The organism is Streptomyces sp. 17_S59, from assembly GCF_056930295.1.
Window position 1 is genome coordinate 1,953,048 of sequence record NZ_JBXOWD010000001.1, and the last position, 20,976, is coordinate 1,974,023.

Below are 20,976 nucleotides of genomic sequence, written 5' to 3' on the forward strand. Positions count from 1 at the left end.
AGGTAGGCAGGCAGGCGGGTCAGCCGACTCAGCCCGCCTGCTTCTGCATGTGCGCAACGACCGTGTTGAACTCCGCCGTCGGCGAGAACAGCATGAACTCGCTGTCCTCGACGGCTTCGGGGGCATGACCGGGCGCCCAGTAGAACGCCTGCCCGGCCTCGTACGTCTCCTCACCGCTCTTCGTCCGCAGCTTGACCGTGCCCTTGGTCATGAGACCCCAGTGCGGACACGGGCACAGATCGTCGGGCAGACCCTTGAGGGACGCCCCGAGATCCAGGCCCTTGGCCGCGCGCGCGTACAGCACGGTCATGTCGCCGCCGATCTCCTGCGTGCGCATCTCGACGCCTTCGCCCTGGATCGTGACCGGCGTGTCCTCGCGCGTTGTCGACGTCATGATTCCTCCTCCTCGTCCACGGGGAGGCCGCCCACTCTCACGATAGGCAGGGTGGAATAGGGTCCGCACATGCTCCTGTGGATCAACGGCCCCTTCGGCGGCGGCAAGACACAGACCGCGCACGAGCTGAAACGCCGCCTGCCGGGAAGCGTCATCTGCGACCCCGAACACGCGGGCTTCGGCCTGCACCGGATGCTGCCACCGGCGCTGCGGGGCGACTTCCAGGACCTCGCGGCGTGGCGCCAGGGCGTCTACGAGGTGCTGGACCTGGCCCTGACGCGGCACGGGGGCCCGGTGATCGTCCCGATGACGGTCGTGGACCCGACGTACTTCGCCGAAACGGTGGGCCGCCTCCGGGACCGCGGCCACGACGTCCGCCACTTCGCCCTACTGGCCGACCGCAGCACGGTCCTCCGCCGACTGCGCGAGCGCGGCTTCGGCCACGCGATGCAGCTGATCGCGGGCAAGGACGCCCCGCTGCGCAGGGAGAGCTTCGCGGTGTCGAAGCTGGACATGTGCCTGGACCGCCTGCGCGGCCCGGAGTTCGCGGACCACATCTGGACGGACGACCTGACGATCCCGCAGGTGGCGGAGAAGATGGCGGCATCGGCGAGCCTGGCACTCACCCCGAACACGGACGGCCCGCTGAAGGGACGCCTGCGGAGGGCGTGGACGGGGGCGAAGCACATCCGCTTCGTCTGAGGGGGGACGCCCTCGGTACCGGCCCGGCCTGCTAGTGCTGCGGACGCAGGTGCCAGCGATGACCATGCCCACCCCGGTGCGCGCCGTGCCCGGAGAGCTTGCCGAGGCGGGTGCGCAGCTGAATGCCGTGCCCGACCTCGATGAGGCCCATGACGATCAGCAGGATGCCGACCACCATGGTCAGGACGGCGATCGATGCGAAGGGCGAGGAGATCACCACGATCCCGGCCAGAACGCTGACAAGCCCGAGGAAGATCTGCCAGCCGCGGGCCGGAAGCTCCGGAACGGACAGCGCCACGCCCGTCAGCATGACGCCACGCAGCAGCCAGCCGAACCCGATCCAGAGGGCGAGCAGGAGGAGCGACTGCGCGGGCCCGCGAAAGGCAACCAGCCCGAGTAGCACACAAAGGGCACCGCTGACGAACCCGAGAACACGCATGTGCCCCGGGACATGGGAGCCGAAGGCCCCGGCAAGCTGGAACACGCCGATTGCCAGCAGATAGATGCCGAACAGCACACCGACCACGGCGAGGCTGGCGCCCGGCCAGGCCAGGACGATCACCCCGAGCGCCAGGGAGGCGACGCCCGCGCTCACCATCACCTGCCAGCCGGCATTGGCCAACATGCGCAGGCCGGCGGGGATGCCGAGGGGTGGCTGCTCTTCGTGGGGGATGCCGGAAGTGTTGGGCTCGTTGGGGCCGCTGGAGGAGAAACTCATAGGGCTTGCCTCCCCAGGGAAACAAGATGCCGATATCCAGGCAGAAATCTCCTTGCTGTCAGGCTTGCACAGTTTTCTCCGGGGCGACAACGGAACTGGCGTGCACAGCGCAGGGAAGCCTCCTAGGCTGCGCGAGTGCCCCACACGAAGACCTCGTACGTGTGCCTGCCCTGCCGGGCCTCGTACAAGCAGCCGTACCCCGGCCTGCACGACGCAGCCCGCCCCCGGCCGTGCCCGCGCTGCACAGAACCCCTGATCCACGTCGGCTCGGCGTTCGCACCCCCACGCCGCCGCAACAAGGCGGCATGGCGCACGCTCTCGGTCCTGCTGCACGCGGGCATCCGCTTCCACAAGGGCTGCTGCGGCGACGGCCCGGGCTACCGGCCTCGCACGCTGAGCGAGGTGCGCGAGCGGATGGCGTATGCGGGGCGTTCGGGGGAGCCGATTGCGCGGGCGCTGGTGCGGCGGGAGGTGCGGAGCCCCAAGGGCTGACGCACTTTGCCCGGGGCTGTCCTCAAATCGTCGCTTCAGGACATCGCATCGGTGCGCCGCGCAAGCGCCCGCAGTTCCGACGAAGCGGACCGACCGGCCACGAGCATCAGGTCCCGGACTGCCGCGCGCGCTGTGACGTGGGTCTGAACCATCTCCGGGGCCAGTCGTTCAGCCTTGAGGAAGCACTCAAGAGCGTCATCGACGTGCCGGAGTTGCGCATGCGCCCGGCCCAGGTCAAGTGCGAGCCTGGCCTGACGCTCGATGGACAGGCCGGAAGCATCCAACTGCGAGCCGATTTCAAGAGCTTCACCGGCATCACCGAGATCGACCGCTATGGAAACGGCCTGGATCTCGACATTCGTCGGCCCGAATTCAAGGTCGAAGTCGTTGCGGTCTTCGCCCAGTTGCGTAGCCACCAGGCGTGCCTGCTGCATCTCGCAGCGAGCATCGGCACGGTTCTTGCACCGCGCGTGCACCAGGGCGAGCGCCAGATGCATGGAACCCAGGAGAGACAGCCTCTCCGGTGATGCACCAACCCGTTCGATGTGCCGGGCGAGGGCATTGGCAGCGGACTGGGCCACATGTTCAGCCTGATCGTATCGCTTGAGCCGTACGCAGGCGTGGGTAAGCCGAAACGTCCCTGCTACCACTTCAAGTGCACGACCGGACCGCTCGGCGGCAGCGATGGAGCGATCCGCGGCCACCCAGGCCGCGTCCGCCTCGCCCTGACGCACGAAGGCAGCCGACATCGCCTGATATGCGCGAGCGAGCAGGACATACGCCTCAGTCTGATCTCGCCTGCCAACTGTCCGAGCCATGCGCTCCAGCGTCGGGATGGCCGAACCGAGTGAAACGCTCAGCTCCGAGAAGCGGTTGCCATGGACGAGCGACCATGCCTGGTCAACAGCTCCCCGAAGGTCGGCGAGCGAGGCCCTCGCATGTCTCGGTTCCGGGTCGAGGATGACCTCGAGCGCCGGGGGCCCCGAGAGGAGAAGCCGAACCTGATCGAGATCGTTCGGCACTGGTGCGGGCTCGACCGATGGGGTCGGTTGAGGAGCGTCCGGGCGCAGTTCATGCACTGGGACACCGAGTGCATCGGCCAGCAGGCGCAAGACGTCCAACCGATTGACCGGCTGGACGCCACGCTCCACTTGGGACAACCAGCTTGTCGTGCGGCCGATCTCGGCTGCCAGGCCCTTCTGGGTCAGCCCCCGCTCCGTACGCAATTCCGCTACTCGCGCACCGAACGCACGCTGCCCATCGGGGCTCATCGGACTTCTCACGCCTTTCCGTCGAGGTGCTCCAGGAAGGTCACATCGGTCTTGGTCACGAACTTCTCGCGCTGTTCGAGGAAATGCCTCGTGTGCGACTGCTGCTCATGAGCTTCGAACGCAGCTCGATCCTCGTACAACTCGTAGAAGATCCGTACGTTCGGCTCGCCCGGCACCCGGTGGTTCACGTAGACGACCGTGCCCGGCTCCTGTTGCCGGATCCCATCCAGCGTGCGAGAGACCAACTCGTCGAAGGCCTCGGCGGCTTCCAGGTCACGCAGCGTGAAGCGTACGACCAGGCCAAAGCCTGCGGCCATGTTTCGCCCTCCCCTCAGGTCACACCAAGACTCTCAGAACGCGAAGAAGGGAGATAGCCACAGTTTTCCTTGACTAGCAGAAAAACTGCGAGTAGCTTCGCAGTTAGCCTGCTACTTTCTGCGATTGCGCCATCACTGCGCAGGTAGGCCTCGCGAGCAGGCCGACATCTCAACCCCTGATCCGAGCAGGAGGTTCGATGCACTCTCAGGCCGACACGCCAACAGCTGACAGCGCCCAGCCCCCGCCGTGGAACTGCACCAGGTGCAAAGCAATCAAGGCGACCCGCTACGAAGCCCTTCGACAGGGCGACTCACAGACAGCCGACCCATGACCATGGCCATGGGTCGGCACCTGCGAGCGGCACACTCGTGATGACAGTCCCCCACCTGCAGGAACGGCGCGCGCCGTACGTCAACTGCCCTCATCCCCAGGCCGACTGCGCCACCGACAACGGCATCAGGACATGCGGCAGATGCGGCACGCAGCGCATCCTCGACTTCCAGGCTCTCGCCCACGCCCTGGAGCTGCCCGAGCGGACCGCGCTCTACGCACCGACAGCCACCTGTACCGGCCCCATGACCAACAGACCGACGCCGCCCCCACGGACCCGCACCGAACTCCTCCGAAAGCTCCGCGAAGCGAACCGGCGGAGCGCCAGGGGCAAGCCGTAAGTCACCGCACCGGCCCTCGCCCCAGCTGCAAGAGCCCCCAAACGCGCCCGCGTGCGCCCCCATTGCTCCCACGCCCTCTGCTGCAGCACTTGGCAATCCGCACCAGCTGAACTGGAATGCGAGGCGCCGTTCCCCGCGAGCACCCGCGGGCCCCGCGAGAGGAGTCCGATCGTGATCCACATGACCGAGACCCTGGCCGTCCACACCGTGGAGGGTTTCCTCACCCCCGACGAGACCGACCGGCTCACCAAGCTCCTGGACGAGCACCTCATCGCCACCGGCTGGGCGCCCGCGCGCCCCAGCGACGGAATGGTCGCCCCCGACGAGGTCCAGGAGATCCTGGCCGCCGGCATCGCGCGGGCGCTGCCCGCCATACGCCGCGTCTTCCCGTCCGTGGCCACCGCCACGCCGTGGGACTACCACGACCTCCGCCCCGGCGACCGCATCGACCCGCACCTCCACGGCGTGGGCGAGCCCGACAGGCGGCCGCAGCGCGTGGCACGCGTGGCCTTCCACCTCCAGGAGGCCGAGCACGGCGGGGAGTTCTACGTCGAAACCGCCTCCTCCGAGAAGCTGTGGACCGACCGGACCGCCGGTCCCGGCAGCGCCTTCGCGCCCGGCACGCGCTTCGCCCGCGAAATATCGCACCACGGCGGCCTCGAGGCCACAGCCGCACTCAGCCGCATCCCCCGCACCCGCTGGACCAGCGCCCCGCCCACCGGGACCGCCGTCGTCTACGGCGCCCAGCTCGTCCACGGCGTGGCGACCGTCCGCGAGGGACGGTTGCGGAAGCTGATCACCAATCTGCTGGACGGCTGACGACTCGGTCCGCGATTGAGGTTGGGGCACGCCGACCTGGTGGGTCGGCCGGTGGTTGATCAGCAGGCCGCCAACCCGTAGGGCCGCTGCCATGTCACGACAGGCTCGCAAGGGCCGACACCAAAGACACCCGTCGGCCCGCGCGTGCGTCACCTGCGCTGGAACGCCTCAGCGATCTCTTCCGAAGCGTCGAGAACGATCGAGTGGCAGCCGTCGATCCGGGACACGATGGCTTCGCGCGGACCGTGCCGCCACGCGTCGCTGCCGTAGAACGCTTCCTCCTGAACGCGGTGTTCCTCAAGAGAAGCGAACGCGCGGATCAGGTACGCCTCCTCGTGCCCGCCCTCTGCCACCAGAGAGGCCCCGCAGTCCACAACCCGGATACCGGCCTTCTCCAGCAACGGCACAGACTCCTCCCGCATCACACGAACGAACTCGTCGCCGGTGCCCGGCTTCAGCCGGTACGTGCGGATCTCAAAAATCACAGCCAGTCTCCTGCGGTATAGCGGGTCAACACTCGGCACAGCACTCCATGCCCGTCACACTCGACACTACTGGCGGTCACTGACACCCCCAACGAGCAAGCCGACCACATCGGATCCTCGATCACCCCGCAGGCCGCTCAGGCAGGGACGCTCACCCGCAGTCGCCCAGGATGGGACCCGAGTCGACGGGCGAGTACGTCGCATACAGCAGGAAAAGCCCCAAAGGGATCGTCAGCACTGCGGGCCATGCACCGATGTAGGCCACGAGTCCTCGCTTCGTCTCCTGGAGCGGGACGCCGTACAGCCGACGGATTCGCTTGGCGAGCAGCCTGCAAACAACCACTGCTGAAATACAGAGGACCGGCCCCGTCCACGCGGCGACATATTCCATCTTCGGGAAGGGCATGTGCCGGCATGCCGCCTGTTGCCGTTCGACCCAGTCGCGGTCGATGCCTTGCACCTGCCAGGAAGTGACCACGCCGACAATGGTCGCGATCGGCACCCACAGTGCCGCAATCACCGTGCCGGGCGTGACGGGCCGCTGCGGGATGGCTGCATCAGGTGCGGCGGTAGGGGAAGTGGTCGTCGGCACCCTCACAAGTCCCCCAAGTACACGCCCGACCTGGCCACGGAGTACGCGTCATACAGCATGACCAGCTCCAACGGAATGGTCAGCATGTTGGGCCACACGCAAATGAAGGCCACCAGCCCCGGCCATCTCCGCCAGAGCGGGACGTTGTCCCGACGGTGAATCCACTTGCCGACCAGTACGCAGACGACCACGGCTGCCACGCCGAACATCACCCCCAGCCACGCGGCTGCGTACTCCGCCACAGGAAAGGGCATTTGTCGGTGCTCAAGCTCTTGCCGCCAGTGCCAGTCCCTCTGGATGTCCTGCGCATGCTGGGAACTGACCACACCGGCAACGGTCATGACCGGCACCAACAGTGCAGCGATCGCCATGCCGGGCGGGATCGGGCGCTTCGGCGTGGTGTTGTCGAGTGTGGCGGAGGAAGGTGAAGTAGCCATCAGTACCAATTCGGATGCGGTCGGACGATGCGGACCCGCTGCTCCCCATCGTTCCTAGTGGTGACGTGTTCTCGGTTTTCCAGGCTCACGTTCTGGAAGGAGTTGGTGTGCTGGGTCAACTTGATGTCTCTATCAGGGGTCACCGAGGTGACGATGGCGGCGTGATGGGTCTCGCCCTGGGCCGTCTCAGCGCCGGGGGCCAGCTGCTCATAGAAGATGATGTCACCCGGCCGTGCCTCCGACCTTGTGACTTCCTTGCCGCCGTTGCGCCGCAGGAAGTTCTGCAGGCCCTCGGCCCGCGCCCACGAATCGGAGTGAAACAGGGGCCTGTCCAGCCAACCCCATCCGAAGCCCTTCTCCCGGCCCCACGTGTTGCCGCCATGAAGCCCCAGCCAGGGGTCAAGCTTCTTCTCCATGCCGCCGGCTTCGAGGGCTGACGACACGAAATTGGTGCAGTTACCGACACTCCCGTAGTTCGTGTCATCCCCCTTGTTCCAGTGGTCCAGGGCGTACCGCACCATTTCGACTCTGTCGATCTTGTTGTCTCGTCCATGGAGTTCCCAATAGGCGTCCTCGGGGATCCCCTTGAGGTCAGCGATGGTCACGGGATCGGCCCGCATCAGGGCCTTCTGCTGCTCCGGCTTCAAGCCGTCCCACCAGGCGCGGACGAGGTGCGGGTCCTTGCCGACCGGGATGCTTCCCCTGAGCATGGCGAACTCGACCTGTGAGGCCTCGACCTCAAGCTCGTTGTGTGCCTTGCTCGTGTTGGCGATGTTGACCGTCTTCGCCAGTTTGGCCAGTTCGGCGGACGCCTTCGAGTCCGCCTGCGAAGCCTGCCGCAGGGCCTCTTCGATCAGGCCGTCGATCTCGGCTATGTGCGCACAATCCTTGGAGTAGTCATCGCGCACGTTCTGCGGAATATTGGGCCCGTGGGTGCGGCACCCGTGTACGGGCCCACAGCACGGCCGTCCTGGATACGCAGCCCGTATTCGTTCGCCAGCTCCACCGCGTGGAACAGCGTGCGCTGGGCCCACTCCATCGACGAGGCCAGCCCGTCGAGCACCATGGCCACGCCCTTGGTGATGTCGCCGCCGGCCTCCATGCGGTCGGCGAGGTCCTCCAGGCGCTTGCCGGCCTTCTTGCCCGTGGCGTCCGGCCAGTGTTCGTCGAGCGGCTTCTTGCCCTGGGCGCGGATGTCCTCGGCAGCGCGCTCGGAGCGCCGGGAGAGGGCGACCCAGTCGTCGGCCACCTTCTTCCACTGGTCGACGCGGCAGTCGTGCAGGTCGTTGTCACGCGGGAGGTGCATCAGCAGCCTGACCTCGTCGGATGCCCCCGGCTAGCAGCGGGGCGGCTCTCCGCTCTGCCGCGTGAGGTTGTCGTTGGACATCCAGCCTGCGGTGCTCGTGCCGGCCACGCGGACGTACGTCCACGTGTTGCCGTATGCGTTGACGGCGGAACAGTGGTACCAGAGCTTCGTGCCGGCCTTGGCCAGAGACACGGAGGGGCACTCCTCGTACGGCCCGGTCTGTATGTGGTAGCTGCCGGACATATAGCCGTACGCGCCGGGGGCCGGGTCCCGGTGGTTCCAACCGTTGCAACTCTTCGACACCGAGCTGGGTTTGGCCGACGGAGAGGGAGGAGCCGACGCGCGCGGCGTCTTGGTGTCGGGATCGCCGCTCGGTTTTTTTGAGGGTGAGGGGGCGTCGGACGGTGAAGCGCTCGAGGAGTTCGTGGCGTCGGCGCCCTTGTGCCCGCTGTGCCGGCCGTCGTGCGAAGGGGAGACGGTGCGGGACGCCGCCTGCGCCTTGTCACCGCCCGTACCGCCGTCCTGGCCCACCAAGGCGTAGGTGACGCCGCCTCCCGCGAGTACGGCGGCCGCGGCCGCCGCCGCGATCACGGCACGGCTGCGGCGCCGCGCACGTCCCGCGTCCGGTGCGCCGGGCTGGGCAACGAGGGCGGGCGGCCCGCCGACCGGCGGGAAGCCGACCTGCGGCTGCGGCTGCGGCTGCGGCTGCGGCTGGTGAAACGGTACGGCGCCGGCCGCCCCCGGCGGAGGCGGCGTGACGACGGCAGTGGGCGTGGGTACGACCGGAGGAACGGGCGCCGCAGGAACGGGCGTCGGTGGAACAGAGTTCGCCACCCCACCCGCGGCGACCTGCTCCAGCATCCGGCGCGCCTCATCGGCGGTAGGCCGGTGCTCCGGCTCCTTCGCCATCAGCGCCTGCAGCACCGGCGTGAGCGGTCCGGCCCGCCGGGGCTCCGGCAGCGGCTCGTTGACGATCGCCGTCATCGTGGACCACACGGACGTGCGGCGGAACGGCGCAGCGCCCTCCACGGCCGCGTACAGCGTCATACCGAGCGACCAGATGTCGGATGCGGGACCGGGCTCCCTGCCCTGTGCCCGCTCGGGCGGCAGATAGTCGATGGAGCCGATGATCTGGCCGCTCTGGGTCAGCTTGCTCACGGCATCCCCGTCGGAGGCTTCCACGGTGGCGATGCCGAAGTCGGTCAGCACGACCCGGCCGCCGCGCTCCAGCAGCACGTTCCCCGGCTTGACGTCCCGGTGCAGTACGCCGACCCGGTGCGCGGCGTCCAGGGCCTCCATCAGCTTGGCGCCGATGGCCGCGGCCTCGTGCGGCTCCAGCGTGCCGCGCTCCGCCAGGACGTCGTCGAGCGAGGGTCCGTCGACGAGTTCCATGACGATGACCGGCAGGCCCTCCTCCTCGGTCACGTCGTGCACGGTGACCACTCCGGCGTGCCGGATACGGGCGGCCGCCTGGGCCTCCCGCTGCATCCGGGCCCGCAGATCGGACAGTTCCGGCGCGGAGGCGTCGGTGTAGGCCCGCAGGACCTTGACGGCAACCTCTCGGTTGAGCAGTTCGTCCATCGCCCGAGCGACCACTCCCATGCCGCCGCGCCCGATGACCGCGGTCACCCGGTAACGCCCTCCGAGTATCTTCCCGACCAGCTCGCCGTCCTTCGACTCCCCCGTGGCCACCGTTCGCTCCGTTCCCTCGTGCTCGTCACATGCCGGCTGCCGGACCGGCGGGCACAAGGGTAGAAGGGTAGAAGGGTAGAAGGCCCCGGCGCCCCGGAGCAGCGCTCCCCCGCTACCCCACCGCCACCTCGTACAAGCTGAACCCCGCCAGCGCCAGCATCACCAGCGCCGCCACCTTCGTGATCAGCCTCAGCGGCACGTGCCGCATCAGCGTCTTCCCGCCCACGATGCCCAGGCCCGCCACGGCCCACAGGCCGAGCGTCGCGCCCACGCCCACCGCCACCGGGTCGTCGTAGCGGGCGGCGAGGTTCGCGGTCATGATCTGGGTGAGGTCGCCGAATTCCGCGACCAGGATCAGCATGAAGCCCGCCCCGGACACCTTCCAGAAGGACTGGTCGGCGGGCTTCTTGATCTCCTCCTCGTCGTCGTCCTTGTTCAGCAGCAGCATCGCCGCGCCCGCCAGGAAGGCCAGGCCGACGATCGCCTGGAGGAGACGGTGCGGGAGGAGGGTGAGCAGGCTGCCCGCCGCGATGGCCAGGGCCACGTGGACGAGGAAGGCCGCCGCGACGCCCGCGAAGACGTACGAGGCGCGGTAGCGGGTGCCGAGCATCAGGGAGGCCAGGGCCGTCTTGTCCGGCAGCTCGGCAAGGAAGATCACGCCGAAGACCAGGGCGGCGATGGTGAAGCTGAACACAGGGGTCGTTTTCCTCTGTCGTCGGTTGGCGGTGACGCCGCCCCGCCGAAACACCGGCCTGTGCAAGGAATTGCAAGGAATCAGGGGTCGCTTCGGCACGGCAGCGTCGTGGACACTGCGGCCGAAGGTCTCGCTGGCCCACGCGCGGAACGCGCGGCCTCCGGGCGCCGGCCGGGCGCGAGGCCCAGCAGTATGTCGACGGTCCGGCGAAGAGCTACTCCCCTTCTGCTCCCCCCAGGGTACGTGATCGGTACAGCAGTCCGCGCGCCACCAGCTCCAGGACGACCGTCACCGCCACCGCCTGCACCATCATCAGCGCGACCAGCACGAACAGCTGCACAGCCCCGGCCAGCAGCGGCGATGCGCCGCCCAGCAGCATCCCCACGAAGGCCCCCGGCAGCGTGACCAGCCCCACAGTCCTGGTCTGGTCCAGACCGGGCAGCAGGGCGTCGGAGGCGGCCGGGCGGGCGATCTCCAGGCGGGCCTCGCGGGGCAGCAGGCCCAGCGCCAGGCCCGCCTCGACCTCGCCGTGGCGCGTGTGCAGCTCGTCGAGGGCACGGCGGCCGGACAGCACCGTCCCGGTCAGCGCCCCGCCGATGAGGATGCCGGTGACCGGGACCAGGGCGATGCCCTTGAGCGGGACGAGCCCGGTCAGCAGCAGCGTCAGGACCGCCGGCAGCACGCCCGCCGCGATCGGGACCGCCGCCCACCACCACGTGTCGTTGTCCGTGATGCGGCGCCCGGCCGTGCGCACGGCCACACCGAACATCAGTACGAGGAAGCCGAGGAGCAGCGGAACGGCCCGTACCACCCACCCGATGAGCGCCGAGACGGCGGCCAGTTGAACGGCCGCGCGCACTCCGGCGAGGCCGATCGCGCGGGCGTAGCCGCGCTCCCGGGAGTCCGCCAGGCGGGCGACCGCGGCCACCGTCACGGCGGCGGCGAGCATGACGGCGAGCACCACACCGAGGGTGGCGTTGACGGGCAGCAGAGCTGCGGCGACGGGCACGCGGCCACCCTACGGCCGCCAACCCCCGCCCCCGTCCGCCCTCCTGGCGGCGTGTCAGCAACAGGGCTGGAGAGGCGGCGACAGGTCCGGGGAGTCGGCGACAGGGGCGGAGAAGCGGCGGCGGCAGCTTCGGGCCACGCACGCCGAAACCCTTGCCTTGACATGAGCGCGTCGCCATCCTGTCACCTGGTGACCACCCCCCTGCCATCCACCGCCGCGATCCTGGCCGCAATCTCTCGAACGGCAACTCCATACCCCTCCACCACCAAGGGAGTTCCCATGTTCAGCGTCTACGCGCGTCGCACCGCCGTCGGAGCGGGCCTCGCCGCCCTCGTCGGCACCCTCGCACTCAGCGGCCCGGCGGCCCACGCGGCACCGCCCGGCGTGCCGGACGCCGCCACCGCCCGCACCTACCTGGCGCAGCTGACGGTCAAGTCCGAGGGCTCGATGAACGGCTACAGCCGCGCCAAGTTCCCGCACTGGATCACCCAGTACGGGCAGTGCAACACCCGCGAGGTCGTGCTGAAGCGGGACGGCCGGGACGTGGAGCAGGACGAGCGGTGTGCGGCGGTCTCCGGCACCTGGGTCTCCCCGTACGACGGCGCCACCTGGAACGACGCCTCCGACATCGACATCGATCACCTCGTGCCGCTCGCCGAGGCCTGGCGGTCGGGCGCCAGCGGCTGGACCACCGCGCAGCGCCAGGCGTTCGCCAACGACCTCACCCACCCGCAGCTGGTCGCGGTCACCAACAGCGTCAACCGGGAGAAGGGCGACAAGGACCCGGCGAAGTGGATGCCGCCGCTGAACTCCTACCGCTGCACGTACGCGGAGATGTGGGTCGCGGTGAAGTACACGTACAAGCTGTCGGCCGACTCGGCGGAGAAGAACGCCCTGACCCGCATCCTCGGCGGCTGCTGAGCCGGGGCGGGGGGCCGCCCGGCGGTGGGCCTGCCGCCGGGTAGGCCCGCGTAAAAAACTCGTGTCGTAAGCAAGAAATCAAGAAACTTGAACTTGCAAGTACTCTAAGGCCCACCTAACCTGAACCCCTCGTCGTACCGTCCCCTACCTCGAGGAGCCCGACCCATGTCCCCCACGCCCACCGCGGCCGCGCCCACCTCGGCCCGGTCCTCCTCGGGCGGCTCCGCTCCGTCGCTCACCCAGCGCCTGGACGAGGCCCGCCCGTACGTCCTGTCCCTGTTCCGCATCGTCGTGGGCCTCCTCTTCCTCTGCCACGGCGCCGCCTCCCTCTTCGGAGTGCTCGGCGGGGCGCCCGGCAGCCACGGCGGCACGGTCGCGGCGGGCACCTGGCCGGGGTGGTACGCGGCGGCGATCCAGCTTGTCGGCGGCGGCCTGGTGCTGCTCGGCCTGGGCAGCCGCAGCGCGGCCTTCATCTCCTCGGGGTCCATGGCCTACGCGTACTTCGACGTCCACCAGAAGGTGGCCCTGTGGCCGATCCAGAACGGCGGTGAGGCCTCCGCGATGTTCTGCTGGGCGCTCCTGCTGCTGGTCTTCACCGGCCCCGGCCCGCTGGCGCTGGATCGTTTCATCGGCCGCAAGCAGCAGAGCTGACGCCGCCCGAGCAGAAAACCGGAAGAGCTTCGAAGAACGGCAGAGCGGAAGTGCACAAGAACGCACGGAGGAGCTGACCGGCTCTCACTTGTGCGCCACTTGAACGGCAGACCCCGGTGCCCCACGGGCCCGGGGTCCTGCCGTGGCGTGATTCGAACAACATCGCGGACCCTATGCCCTTTCCCCATCAGCCCCAGGCGTACGCTGTACGGTTGTGAAGGCCGCCCCTGCCGCTCCCCTGCGACGTCGCGGCGGGGGACCGTACCGGGAGATCAGGACGTGCTGGAGCAGTTGGGGGCCTTGGCCGACACCCCGTGGATATACGTGATCGTCGGCCTTTCCGTACTCCTGGACGTGTTCCTGCCCGTGCTGCCCAGCGGCGTGCTGGTGATCACCGCCGCCACCGCGGCCGCGGGCTCCGCCGCAGGCGCGGTGGGCGAGGCCGCCCAAGGCCACGCAGGCTTCTCCGACATGTTCGCGCTCGTGATGTGCGCCGCCACCGCGTCCGTGCTGGGCGACATGGTCGCCTACCGGCTCGCCTGGCGCGGCGGCGACCGCTTCGACCGCGCCATCGCCCGCTCCCGCCGGCTCACCGCGGCCCAGGCCAAGCTGGGCACGGCCCTGCTGCGCGGCGGCGGCCCCCTCGTGGTGCTGGCCCGCTTCGCGCCCGCCGGACGCTCGGTGGTCAGCCTCGGCGCTGGCGTCATGCACCGCAGGGTGACCGAATTCCTCCCGTGGTCCGCACTGGCGGGCCTGACCTGGGCGGCGTACAGCGTGAGCCTCGGCTACTTCGGCGGGCACTGGCTGGGCGCCAGCTGGCTGAGCACGGCGGTCTCGGTGCTCGCGCTCTTCCTGGCGGGCTCGGGGGCGGTGTACCTCATGCGCCGGCCGGTGGAGGCGGAGGCACCGCCGCAGCCGCAGCAGGCCCACTAAGGCATATCCGATGGGGCAACGGCCCGGTTCCCCAAGGGGAGCCGGGCCGTTGCCCTTTCGTCGGCCGTCTACCGCCGCGCGTCTACCGCACTCAGTGCGCCTTGGTGAACGCGTCCTTGTCGAAGGCCCGCAGGCCGTTCGCCCAGAGCTGGTTCACCCGGGAACGCTCGGTGGAGTTGGGGTACGGGTTGGTGCAGGACGGGCCGGGGCCGCCGCCGGACATCAGCTCGCTGCACGGGCCGGAGTAGTGGTCCGGGAGGCCGAGCACGTGGCCGGTCTCGTGCGCAGTGACGCGGGTGGAGTCGTACTGCTGGTTCTGCTGGTAGTCGAGGAAGACGTAGCCGCGACCGTGACCGTCGGTGGAGGCGTACGAGCCGCGCTCGTCGTCGCCCTCGTAGTATCTGAAGTCGGCGTTCGAGCCGGCGCGCAGCTGGACGTTACGGACCGAGCTGTTCCAGATCCGCGCGCTGTTGGCTATCTCCGTCTGGAAGCTCGGCGCCTGGCTGGCGTCGTAGGTGACGGTGACGGTCTGCAGCCCGGGCGACGCGGCCTGCTTGGCCTTCGCGGACTTCATCACGGCCTCGAAGAAGGCCTTGTTGTTGGCCTCCTCGGCCTTCGAGCCCACGTACGAGGACGTGGTGACCGAGGTGTGCGACGCCTGCCGGTCCGTGGTGACGGCGGAGGCGGGAACGGCGGTCATCGTGGCGGCCAGCCCGAGGCCGATGGCAGCCGACAGCACCATCGTGGAGCGATTCATGTGGGGGACTCCTCATTCATGCCGAGGACCTCTTCGGCCGCCGCGAGGTGGGACGCGACGGCAGGGGTCCACCGGGTGAACTCTTGTTCCCCTTGAGTCTCTGACGAGATATCAATGGTGCGGATGATGCCAGTTGGCCATAGCGCCGTTCAATCGCCTATCCTGCGCCACCCGGTTCCAGCCAGGCCTCACCAACGCCGTTCAAGCGCCCGGCATGTGTCCGGCGTGTGTCTGGTGTGACGTACGAGGCGCCGTTATCCTTCCCCGATGGAGCTTGAGGTCAGGCACCTCCGTGCGCTTTGCGCCATTGCGGACGCCGGAAGCGTGCGGAAGGCCGCGGTGCAACTGGGCATGACCCAGCCCTCGCTCACCACTCAGCTCCGCCGCATCGAAGCGGCCGTCGGCGGCCTGCTGTTCACCCGCGGCCAGACCGGCAGCCGCCCCACGCCCCTCGGCCACTCGGTGCTCTCCCGCGCCCGGCCCATCATCGCCGAGATGACCGCCCTGGTCTCCGCGGCCCGGGAGGCGGCCCTGGGCGCGGGCGGGCTGCGGCTGCGCATCGGCAGCGTCGGCAGCCGCACCGTGACGGGCTGGCTGCGCCGCATCCACCAGCGGCTGCCGGACACCGATACGACGATCCATATAGAGGTGTCCTCCAACACCCTCCTCCAGCTGCTGGCCACCAACCAGCTCGACGTGGCCTTCGTCCACGAGTCGCCGGGCTTCCCGCTGGCCGTCCCGGACGGCGTGGAGCGCCGCGTGCTCATCGCGAGCGAGCCGCGCTTCGTCTCCCTCCCGGCCCGGCACCCGGCGGCGGACCGCCCGGTGGTCCACCTCGGCGACCTGGCCCGGGACGCCTGGATCGTCGACCCCACCGCCGACGACGAGGTCACGGCCCTGCGCCGGGCCTTCACCGCCGCCGGGCTCGACCCCCGCCTGCTGCACGTCCGCGACAACACCACGGCCGCGGAGCTGGTCGCCTCCGGCGAGGCCGTCCGCACCACCCAGCCCACGGCCGACCCGGCCCCGGGCACGGTCATCCGCCCCCTGCACGGCGACCCCCTCACCACCCAGCTGTCCCTGGCCTCCCGCTCGGGCTCGCTGCCACTGCGGGAACTGGACGCGCTGTTCGCCGACTTGATGGCCGCATACGTGGCCCTGGCCGCGGCCAACGCCACCTACCGCGCCTGGCTGGACCGCAAAGGAAGCCCGCTGCTGCCGTCGGTGGGGAGCCACTGAGCGCAGCGGAGGACGGCCGGTGCTCAGGCACCTGCGTTCGTCAGAACGCAAACGTACTCAGGGGGTCGCGCACCCCCATCGTTGGGGAAGTCCAGTACAGCCGGGTAGGCCATCCTCGTGCCCGGGTACAACTCCGCGCAATCCGGGAGGCCCGCGGAGAAGACGGACGTGCCGTCCGCTTGTACCGCCTGCCCGTCCGCACCGACCAGAAATGCCCCGCACTGATACCTCGGTGCGTTCATGAGGAGGGTGGCGTCCTTCCCGACACCATCGCTGCTGCCTGTCCATGCGAGGCAGTAGGTGGAACCGGGATCTCCGCCGGTGGCCGGCTCCGAAATGACGTGAACGGCTTGGAGGGGCGCGGGCCCGCCGCAGAGTGCCTCGATGTCGTCCACATGCCAGGGTGCCCCTGGAGTGCAGATATCGGTCTGCGACTCACAGCCGGCCATCCCGCCGGCCGACTTGTACGTCACGCGAAGGCATGGCGGAGCCCCGCTTGCCGAGGGAGACGGCATCGCAGGCGGGGAGGAGACAGCGCTCTGCGCCCGCTCAGCTCCCGTGGTGCTGCGCGTCGCCTGGGGCTGCGCTTCGGCGTCAACGGCGCGATCGTTCCCCGCCGGCTGGCGCAGGAGCACGGCTGCGCAAGCACCGATGACGATCGCGACGGCTCCCGCAGACATGGCGGCTTTCCAGGGGAAGCGCTGAGGTGGAGCGTCACGGATGACGGGGATGTCCTTGAGGGTGTCGCCGTTGTGGAAGGCGAGGACTTCATCCGGGCGCGGCGGCCTCTGTAACGGTTGCGGCGTGCTCACGGTGTCCCCCTGGCCCCGGCTGCTGTGCGTGGGGCACACGGTAGGACACCTGGCTTCTGGTGGGGCGAACTAGCCGGAAAAGCAACACGGTTGTGTGAGCGCCCGCTGGACCGGGCAGCACCGCTCCCGGCCGGCCTCGCCTCGGCAACCGGAGGGCTGCCACATGCTCTCACTCACCGAGACGTCAGCTCCCCTACCGGAATTTCTGCCGTGCCGCTTGTGACTACAGACAAGCCGTACCGGGCAAGGAGGGTGCTCAGCTGACTCTCGGTTCGCGGCGTGTTCTCTTCGCTCTGCGATGAGGCGATGGTGCTCTGCAGGTAGGGAACGTTTTGCGGGTTTTCGGACGTCGGCCGCTGCAGTACCCACCAGGTGGTGATGTGTTTCGAATTTCTTACGGCCTCGATCAGGGCGTTCCCCTCATGCAGATTGGTGGTCTGCTGAACAAAGTCTGCGCCCTTGTCAGCCACCCAACTAGGCGCATCGCTCACATGCTGGAGTTTTTCGTCCCAAGACACCACCGCCTGCCCGGGAGAATCGAGCTTCACTCTGTCCTTCCTGAGCAGGACAATTTGCGCATCGGCTTTCACCATCCGGTACGGTGCATTTTTTGGAATTTCGATGATCCGCTCGTCGGTTTGAGAATCCCCCGGATCGAGCCACCCCCCAGGCTCTGTGAAATTACCGCTCTCGACCAAGGTGGCACCGCTGATCTCGAATCCGTTCCGCACTTCGGTATACCCCTGACCGACGTGGCTGAGCCAGTCACGGCCTTCCGAGAGCGGGCTTTCCGACTCGGTCAGGCCGCTGACTGAATAGAGATTCTGGACGATGTAGCCGCCGACCTTCCCGGTGTTCTTCACTGTTAGACGCAGTGGCAGTGACGTTCCGCCGGTCACCGGGTTTGCGATGGGCTTTTCGAATTCTGCGGTAAGAGTGAGGAGCACCGGGGATGAGTAAGGAGCATAGACCTGCGCATATGCGAAGTTCCCTACAGCGATCAGCCCAGTCACCAGGACTCCCACCGCAAACGTTCGTGGAGCATGAATATCTCTCCACACCTTCTCGCGATGCAGCAGCGTCCACAGCGCCCAGACGGACCAGGCGGTCAAACTGCACCACGCGATCACATAGAGCGTGATCTCGCCTCCCAGCGCCTGCACTACCAGCAGCATCAGGTTGACGGTCAGCATAGTGAGAGCACCGATGAGGAGCACCGGCCCCGAGGCCTTGTTGGCCCGCTTCCCCCCATAGTCGATAGCAGCCACTGCTGCGACGATCGTCACCAGACCGGCGACCATCGCAAGGAAGCCGCCGAGCCTCCCGGCATAGGTCAGCGCCCCGTCCAGGGCTTCCGCCCCCAGCATGCTGAGCAGGATGCCGTTGATCAGCAAACCAAGAGCCATCACAAGCGCTTCAATGAACCGACGCCGAGTGACGAGCGATGACCAGGCAGTCTTAGGCATATGAGGTAGTTTCACGAGACCACTATCTATGCGCTGGACAGCCGAGGCATTGAGCAAGTACTCCATCTGCGCCCAGCCGCCCACAACGCGCGAGAGCCCTTACCTATAGCTTGTTGAGAACAGCGGCGTGGCGTGCAGTCAGCCGAGCGGCACTCTTGCGAAGGTCTCCCATTCGTACATCTGGTGATCGCGGTTCAGCACAATCAATTCGACGCGGATCGCCGCCCGGACGTCGACCGGCGGCTGGTTCGGCGCAGCCTCCCACCGGATCGCCTCGGGCGTGATCTCAGGTCGGTCAAGAACCAGCTGGAACGCGGGCACCGCGCGCAGACGTACGGCTGCCGCTTCGACGATGGCTCGCACGTCCTTCTCCGGAACCTCGTCCACGAAGCCCAAGCCCTGCATCGTCAGGTGCAGCCACAGGTCCGGTACCAGGTCGAGCCCCGGCACCTCGGCCAGGCCCTGCCGGTAGGCCTCGGCGAGCCGATGCACCTCTGCGGCATCCTGAAAGGTGAAATGCCAGGTGTAGAACCGTCGCCCTGATCGCCAACCTGGCCTCCACCACCAGTGGTTGGCCATGGTCGATGGTTGAGCACTCATGGCCGACCATCCAATCAGTCCGAGCTGCCGCCTGGCGAGAGGGCGAGAAGCCGCGGTGCCGTCGTCATGCACCAGCTGTCGATCTCTTCCTGGAGGCGTACGGCCGGTCGCGCTGCGGAGCAGCGGGACCGGGCGACTGTGGTCGCCAGCTCGCGCATGCGGCACGTGACCGGTTCGAGCCGGTGTACAGGCGCGAGAGCCAACACAGGAGCGACCGCGTCGGCTGCGCCATCGGGCGAGTCGAGCAGCAGACATGCAGAGGCGCGTGCAATGTGGATCTGAGCGCTGGTGCCGTAGGAGCGGGCCGGATGGCTCCGCAGCGCGTGATCGGCCTCTCTCAGTGCGCCGTTGGCGTCGCCGGACCGCATGAGGACGGCAGCGGCGTAATTGGCCCGGCGGACTTCCGGGCAGGAGAACAGCCCGCCGATCTCGTCGTCGCCTCCAAGGTGATCACGGGCATCGGCGGCGCGGGCCAGTGCTGCGCGATCCTCGTCGGCAGCGCCGAGTCCCGCCCATGCGTCCGCCTCCTGCGACGCCAGGAGCACGGCCACGGTGCCGCGTGCTCGGCATGCGCTGCCGCGTCGCGCGTAGTTGATGGCGTCGCGCAGCCGCCCATCCCAGAAAGCGATCTTCGATCGGGTGGAGAGCACCCAGGCGCTCAGCCCCGCGTGACCTGCCAGCTCGGCGCACAGCCACGCGGTACGGCCGTGGGCCTCGGCATCACGGAGTTGGCCCAAGTCGCTGGACATCCAGGCGAGCAGGGTGCAGACGTACCCGGCCACCACATAGAGGTCGCTGGTCTGCCGGGGGTGCTGCCGGCCTTCGAGGAGGGTGAAGGTGCGGTCGCGGAGTCTGCGGGTCTGGACGAAGACGTATGCCGGGTCCCGGGTCAGGTAGTCCTCGGAGAGGGCGCGGGCGTCCGCCATGAGCTGCTCGATGGCGATGTCGCCGACGTTCGTGGCCTCGGCCGTCCACGCCACGCAACAGCTGTGACCGGTCAACCGAGACAAGAGCGCACGAATCCGAAGGGCGTACATCGTGTCTCGCCGATCCAGCTTGGTCGAACCGCACCCAGGCGATGCGGAACACGGACAGGGAAGAGCACGGCCGGGTACCGGCCAAGCCGAGGCCGTCCCCATGTCAGTACGCCGACCGGCTCGCCCTCACATGACGGAGCAATGCCGTACCGGTCAGCACCCCGCGTGTCCCGGTGCCACACCGATCCGCCTCGTGGTGGCGCCTCCCCGCACCGCCTCCACCGAGCCACTGCCTTGCGCCTGCACCTGCCATCCGGAGCCCCCACGTGAGCCCCGGCCGACCGAACGCCCCCACCTTCCGGAGAAGCAGCAATGACTTACACCGTGAACCACGAGTACCCGACGCAGAACAACCCGGCCGCGCGGTGGCTCGTGTCCCGTGTCGTCTCCCCATGGCAAGTACACGAGGCGTGGGCCGATGGACGGGTTCCCGGCATCCCCATCGGCCAGCGATTCGACGTGATCGAGATTCCCGCTCGCCTGCTGGAATCCAGCATCCACGGCATCAAGGACGGCCCTGCGATCGAGGCCGCCTTCAGGGCGGCCGGCATTACTGCCGGAGTGGTCGTCCCTCGGCGCCAAGACGTCTACAAGGTGCTCGTGCGGCCGGGCTCCGCCAAGAACTGGGATGAGCCCGGCACGAGGGCCATCGGCGGGAAGAGGAATCACGACTACCTCGGCGCGCCGCATCCGGGCCGTCGCGATTGTCCGGGAGCCTACTGGCTTCTGTCACCCCCCCCCCACGAGGATGCGATGCTCGCAAGTGCCGACGAGGTTCGCGCTCTCCTCCAGAGGCGACCGCCCCAGTGCATTGGGCACGGCACAGGTTCCACGTGAGCGAACTCGTGCCGCTCGACTCGGCCTCCCCGCCCAGCGCCCTCCGACCGGTCACGCCGTCTTGTGGTCATGAGTCCTGGCTGGTGCCATATGGATGGGGATGGCACGAAGTTGGGGGGCTCG

Annotated in this window: 25 protein-coding genes; 9 read left to right on the top strand and 16 right to left on the bottom strand. The window is 68.5% G+C overall.

Annotated features, from left to right (window positions below):
- Window positions 1-28: 28 nt before the first annotated feature.
- Entirely contained in the window at window positions 29-394 is a 366-nt protein-coding gene (locus AC1Z4A_RS08570; protein ID WP_483677265.1) for a cupin domain-containing protein, read from the bottom strand.
- Between the two features lie 69 nt (window positions 395-463).
- Between AC1Z4A_RS08570 and AC1Z4A_RS08575 the strand changes: the two genes are divergently transcribed.
- Window positions 464-1,096 (top strand): AAA family ATPase, encoded by a 633-nt coding sequence (locus AC1Z4A_RS08575; protein WP_483677266.1) that lies wholly within the window; start codon window positions 464-466, stop codon window positions 1,094-1,096.
- A 31-nt stretch (window positions 1,097-1,127) separates the two neighbouring features.
- On the opposite strand, the gene AC1Z4A_RS08580 is transcribed toward AC1Z4A_RS08575, so the two are convergent.
- Entirely contained in the window at window positions 1,128-1,814 is a 687-nt protein-coding gene (locus tag AC1Z4A_RS08580; protein ID WP_483677267.1) for an HdeD family acid-resistance protein, read from the bottom strand.
- A gap of 135 nt (window positions 1,815-1,949) precedes the next feature.
- Here AC1Z4A_RS08580 and AC1Z4A_RS08585 point away from each other — a divergent pair, with 135 nt between their 5' ends.
- Window positions 1,950-2,306 (top strand): deoxyxylulose-5-phosphate synthase, encoded by a 357-nt coding sequence (locus tag AC1Z4A_RS08585; RefSeq protein WP_483677268.1) that lies wholly within the window; start codon window positions 1,950-1,952, stop codon window positions 2,304-2,306.
- Between the two features lie 35 nt (window positions 2,307-2,341).
- Here the strand turns inward: AC1Z4A_RS08585 and AC1Z4A_RS08590 are convergent, their stop codons facing one another.
- Both AC1Z4A_RS08590 and AC1Z4A_RS08595 read right to left on the bottom strand, forming a co-directional pair.
- Window positions 2,342-3,577, bottom strand: coding sequence for a helix-turn-helix domain-containing protein (locus tag AC1Z4A_RS08590; protein ID WP_483677269.1), 1,236 nt, complete (start codon window positions 3,575-3,577; stop codon window positions 2,342-2,344).
- An 8-nt stretch (window positions 3,578-3,585) separates the two neighbouring features.
- Window positions 3,586-3,894 carry a putative quinol monooxygenase gene (locus AC1Z4A_RS08595; protein ID WP_483677270.1) on the bottom strand — a complete coding sequence of 103 codons (309 nt, stop codon included), beginning with the start codon at window positions 3,892-3,894 and terminating at the stop codon, window positions 3,586-3,588.
- A gap of 372 nt (window positions 3,895-4,266) precedes the next feature.
- Between AC1Z4A_RS08595 and AC1Z4A_RS08600 the strand changes: the two genes are divergently transcribed.
- Complete coding sequence (locus AC1Z4A_RS08600) at window positions 4,267-4,566, top strand: DUF6255 family natural product biosynthesis protein (RefSeq protein ID WP_483677271.1); 300 nt, start codon at window positions 4,267-4,269, stop codon at window positions 4,564-4,566.
- Window positions 4,567-4,737: 171 nt separating this feature from the next.
- A complete protein-coding gene (locus AC1Z4A_RS08605; protein ID WP_483677272.1) occupies window positions 4,738-5,385 on the top strand; it encodes a hypothetical protein in 648 nt (215 codons plus the stop codon).
- A gap of 149 nt (window positions 5,386-5,534) precedes the next feature.
- On the opposite strand, the gene AC1Z4A_RS08610 is transcribed toward AC1Z4A_RS08605, so the two are convergent.
- The 8 genes from AC1Z4A_RS08610 to AC1Z4A_RS08645 all read right to left on the bottom strand — a co-directional run bounded on the left by AC1Z4A_RS08610 (window position 5,535) and on the right by AC1Z4A_RS08645 (window position 11,540).
- Window positions 5,535-5,870 carry an NIPSNAP family protein gene (locus AC1Z4A_RS08610; protein WP_483677273.1) on the bottom strand — a complete coding sequence of 112 codons (336 nt, stop codon included), beginning with the start codon at window positions 5,868-5,870 and terminating at the stop codon, window positions 5,535-5,537.
- Window positions 5,871-6,021: 151 nt separating this feature from the next.
- Complete coding sequence (locus AC1Z4A_RS08615; protein ID WP_483677274.1) at window positions 6,022-6,462, bottom strand: hypothetical protein; 441 nt, start codon at window positions 6,460-6,462, stop codon at window positions 6,022-6,024.
- Window positions 6,463-6,464: 2 nt separating this feature from the next.
- Window positions 6,465-6,899, bottom strand: a complete 435-nt coding sequence (locus tag AC1Z4A_RS08620; RefSeq protein ID WP_483677275.1) for a hypothetical protein — start codon at window positions 6,897-6,899, stop codon at window positions 6,465-6,467.
- Window positions 6,899-7,807, bottom strand: a complete 909-nt coding sequence (locus AC1Z4A_RS08625) for an amidase domain-containing protein (protein WP_483677276.1) — start codon at window positions 7,805-7,807, stop codon at window positions 6,899-6,901. The genes AC1Z4A_RS08620 and AC1Z4A_RS08625 overlap by 1 nt, the downstream gene beginning before the upstream one ends.
- Window positions 7,771-8,205 (bottom strand): hypothetical protein, encoded by a 435-nt coding sequence (locus tag AC1Z4A_RS08630; protein ID WP_483677278.1) that lies wholly within the window; start codon window positions 8,203-8,205, stop codon window positions 7,771-7,773. The genes AC1Z4A_RS08625 and AC1Z4A_RS08630 overlap by 37 nt, the downstream gene beginning before the upstream one ends.
- Window positions 8,206-8,235: 30 nt before the next feature.
- Window positions 8,236-9,897, bottom strand: coding sequence for a serine/threonine-protein kinase (locus tag AC1Z4A_RS08635; protein ID WP_483677280.1), 1,662 nt, complete (start codon window positions 9,895-9,897; stop codon window positions 8,236-8,238).
- Window positions 9,898-10,009: 112 nt separating this feature from the next.
- Window positions 10,010-10,591 (bottom strand): TMEM165/GDT1 family protein, encoded by a 582-nt coding sequence (locus tag AC1Z4A_RS08640; protein WP_483677281.1) that lies wholly within the window; start codon window positions 10,589-10,591, stop codon window positions 10,010-10,012.
- 214 nt (window positions 10,592-10,805) lie between these two features.
- Window positions 10,806-11,540 carry an ABC transporter permease gene (locus tag AC1Z4A_RS08645; protein WP_483683540.1) on the bottom strand — a complete coding sequence of 245 codons (735 nt, stop codon included), beginning with the start codon at window positions 11,538-11,540 and terminating at the stop codon, window positions 10,806-10,808.
- 339 nt (window positions 11,541-11,879) lie between these two features.
- Between AC1Z4A_RS08645 and AC1Z4A_RS08650 the strand changes: the two genes are divergently transcribed.
- The 3 genes from AC1Z4A_RS08650 (at window position 11,880) to AC1Z4A_RS08660 (ending at window position 14,105) form a co-directional block, all read left to right on the top strand.
- Window positions 11,880-12,521 (top strand): HNH endonuclease family protein, encoded by a 642-nt coding sequence (locus AC1Z4A_RS08650; protein WP_483677282.1) that lies wholly within the window; start codon window positions 11,880-11,882, stop codon window positions 12,519-12,521.
- A gap of 165 nt (window positions 12,522-12,686) precedes the next feature.
- On the top strand, window positions 12,687-13,172 hold the full coding sequence (locus AC1Z4A_RS08655; protein WP_483677283.1) for a DoxX family protein: 486 nt from the start codon (window positions 12,687-12,689) through the stop codon (window positions 13,170-13,172).
- A gap of 279 nt (window positions 13,173-13,451) precedes the next feature.
- Complete coding sequence (locus tag AC1Z4A_RS08660) at window positions 13,452-14,105, top strand: DedA family protein (protein ID WP_483677284.1); 654 nt, start codon at window positions 13,452-13,454, stop codon at window positions 14,103-14,105.
- Between the two features lie 91 nt (window positions 14,106-14,196).
- Here the strand turns inward: AC1Z4A_RS08660 and snpA are convergent, their stop codons facing one another.
- Window positions 14,197-14,862 carry a snapalysin gene (snpA, locus tag AC1Z4A_RS08665; RefSeq protein WP_483677285.1) on the bottom strand — a complete coding sequence of 222 codons (666 nt, stop codon included), beginning with the start codon at window positions 14,860-14,862 and terminating at the stop codon, window positions 14,197-14,199.
- Window positions 14,863-15,129: 267 nt separating this feature from the next.
- Between snpA and AC1Z4A_RS08670 the strand changes: the two genes are divergently transcribed.
- Complete coding sequence (locus AC1Z4A_RS08670; RefSeq protein WP_483677286.1) at window positions 15,130-16,101, top strand: LysR family transcriptional regulator; 972 nt, start codon at window positions 15,130-15,132, stop codon at window positions 16,099-16,101.
- 985 nt (window positions 16,102-17,086) lie between these two features.
- On the opposite strand, the gene AC1Z4A_RS08675 is transcribed toward AC1Z4A_RS08670, so the two are convergent.
- The 3 genes from AC1Z4A_RS08675 to AC1Z4A_RS08685 all read right to left on the bottom strand — a co-directional run bounded on the left by AC1Z4A_RS08675 (window position 17,087) and on the right by AC1Z4A_RS08685 (window position 20,118).
- The gene (locus AC1Z4A_RS08675) at window positions 17,087-18,379 is read right to left on the bottom strand and encodes a hypothetical protein (RefSeq protein ID WP_483677287.1); all 1,293 of its coding nucleotides are present in this window, start codon (window positions 18,377-18,379) and stop codon (window positions 17,087-17,089) included.
- A gap of 138 nt (window positions 18,380-18,517) precedes the next feature.
- Window positions 18,518-18,958, bottom strand: a complete 441-nt coding sequence (locus tag AC1Z4A_RS08680; protein WP_483677288.1) for a 2'-5' RNA ligase family protein — start codon at window positions 18,956-18,958, stop codon at window positions 18,518-18,520.
- Window positions 18,959-18,993: 35 nt separating this feature from the next.
- Window positions 18,994-20,118, bottom strand: a complete 1,125-nt coding sequence (locus AC1Z4A_RS08685; protein ID WP_483677289.1) for an NsdA family TPR-like regulatory protein — start codon at window positions 20,116-20,118, stop codon at window positions 18,994-18,996.
- A gap of 210 nt (window positions 20,119-20,328) precedes the next feature.
- Here AC1Z4A_RS08685 and AC1Z4A_RS08690 point away from each other — a divergent pair, with 210 nt between their 5' ends.
- Complete coding sequence (locus AC1Z4A_RS08690) at window positions 20,329-20,853, top strand: hypothetical protein (protein WP_483677291.1); 525 nt, start codon at window positions 20,329-20,331, stop codon at window positions 20,851-20,853.
- Window positions 20,854-20,976 lie beyond the last annotated feature (123 nt).

What these genes read in the sequence shown, in the direction of transcription:
- AC1Z4A_RS08690 (WP_483677291.1), top strand. Translation starts at nt 20,329, where the DNA reads ATGACTTACACCGTGAACCACGAGTACCCGACGCAGAACAACCCGGCC.
- AC1Z4A_RS08680 (WP_483677288.1), bottom strand. Translation starts at nt 18,958, where the DNA reads ATGGCCAACCACTGGTGGTGGAGGCCAGGTTGGCGATCAGGGCGACGG.
- AC1Z4A_RS08580 (WP_483677267.1), bottom strand. Translation starts at nt 1,814, where the DNA reads ATGAGTTTCTCCTCCAGCGGCCCCAACGAGCCCAACACTTCCGGCATC.
- AC1Z4A_RS08645 (WP_483683540.1), bottom strand. Translation starts at nt 11,540, where the DNA reads ATGCTCGCCGCCGCCGTGACGGTGGCCGCGGTCGCCCGCCTGGCGGAC.
- AC1Z4A_RS08575 (WP_483677266.1), top strand. Translation starts at nt 464, where the DNA reads ATGCTCCTGTGGATCAACGGCCCCTTCGGCGGCGGCAAGACACAGACC.
- AC1Z4A_RS08675 (WP_483677287.1), bottom strand. Translation starts at nt 18,379, where the DNA reads ATGCCTAAGACTGCCTGGTCATCGCTCGTCACTCGGCGTCGGTTCATT.
- AC1Z4A_RS08670 (WP_483677286.1), top strand. Translation starts at nt 15,130, where the DNA reads ATGGAGCTTGAGGTCAGGCACCTCCGTGCGCTTTGCGCCATTGCGGAC.
- AC1Z4A_RS08630 (WP_483677278.1), bottom strand. Translation starts at nt 8,205, where the DNA reads ATGCACCTCCCGCGTGACAACGACCTGCACGACTGCCGCGTCGACCAG.
- AC1Z4A_RS08590 (WP_483677269.1), bottom strand. Translation starts at nt 3,577, where the DNA reads ATGAGCCCCGATGGGCAGCGTGCGTTCGGTGCGCGAGTAGCGGAATTG.
- AC1Z4A_RS08595 (WP_483677270.1), bottom strand. Translation starts at nt 3,894, where the DNA reads ATGGCCGCAGGCTTTGGCCTGGTCGTACGCTTCACGCTGCGTGACCTG.
- AC1Z4A_RS08655 (WP_483677283.1), top strand. Translation starts at nt 12,687, where the DNA reads ATGTCCCCCACGCCCACCGCGGCCGCGCCCACCTCGGCCCGGTCCTCC.
- AC1Z4A_RS08685 (WP_483677289.1), bottom strand. Translation starts at nt 20,118, where the DNA reads ATGGGGACGGCCTCGGCTTGGCCGGTACCCGGCCGTGCTCTTCCCTGT.
- AC1Z4A_RS08570 (WP_483677265.1), bottom strand. Translation starts at nt 394, where the DNA reads ATGACGTCGACAACGCGCGAGGACACGCCGGTCACGATCCAGGGCGAA.
- AC1Z4A_RS08620 (WP_483677275.1), bottom strand. Translation starts at nt 6,899, where the DNA reads ATGGCTACTTCACCTTCCTCCGCCACACTCGACAACACCACGCCGAAG.
- snpA (WP_483677285.1), bottom strand. Translation starts at nt 14,862, where the DNA reads ATGAATCGCTCCACGATGGTGCTGTCGGCTGCCATCGGCCTCGGGCTG.
- AC1Z4A_RS08600 (WP_483677271.1), top strand. Translation starts at nt 4,267, where the DNA reads ATGACAGTCCCCCACCTGCAGGAACGGCGCGCGCCGTACGTCAACTGC.
- AC1Z4A_RS08650 (WP_483677282.1), top strand. Translation starts at nt 11,880, where the DNA reads ATGTTCAGCGTCTACGCGCGTCGCACCGCCGTCGGAGCGGGCCTCGCC.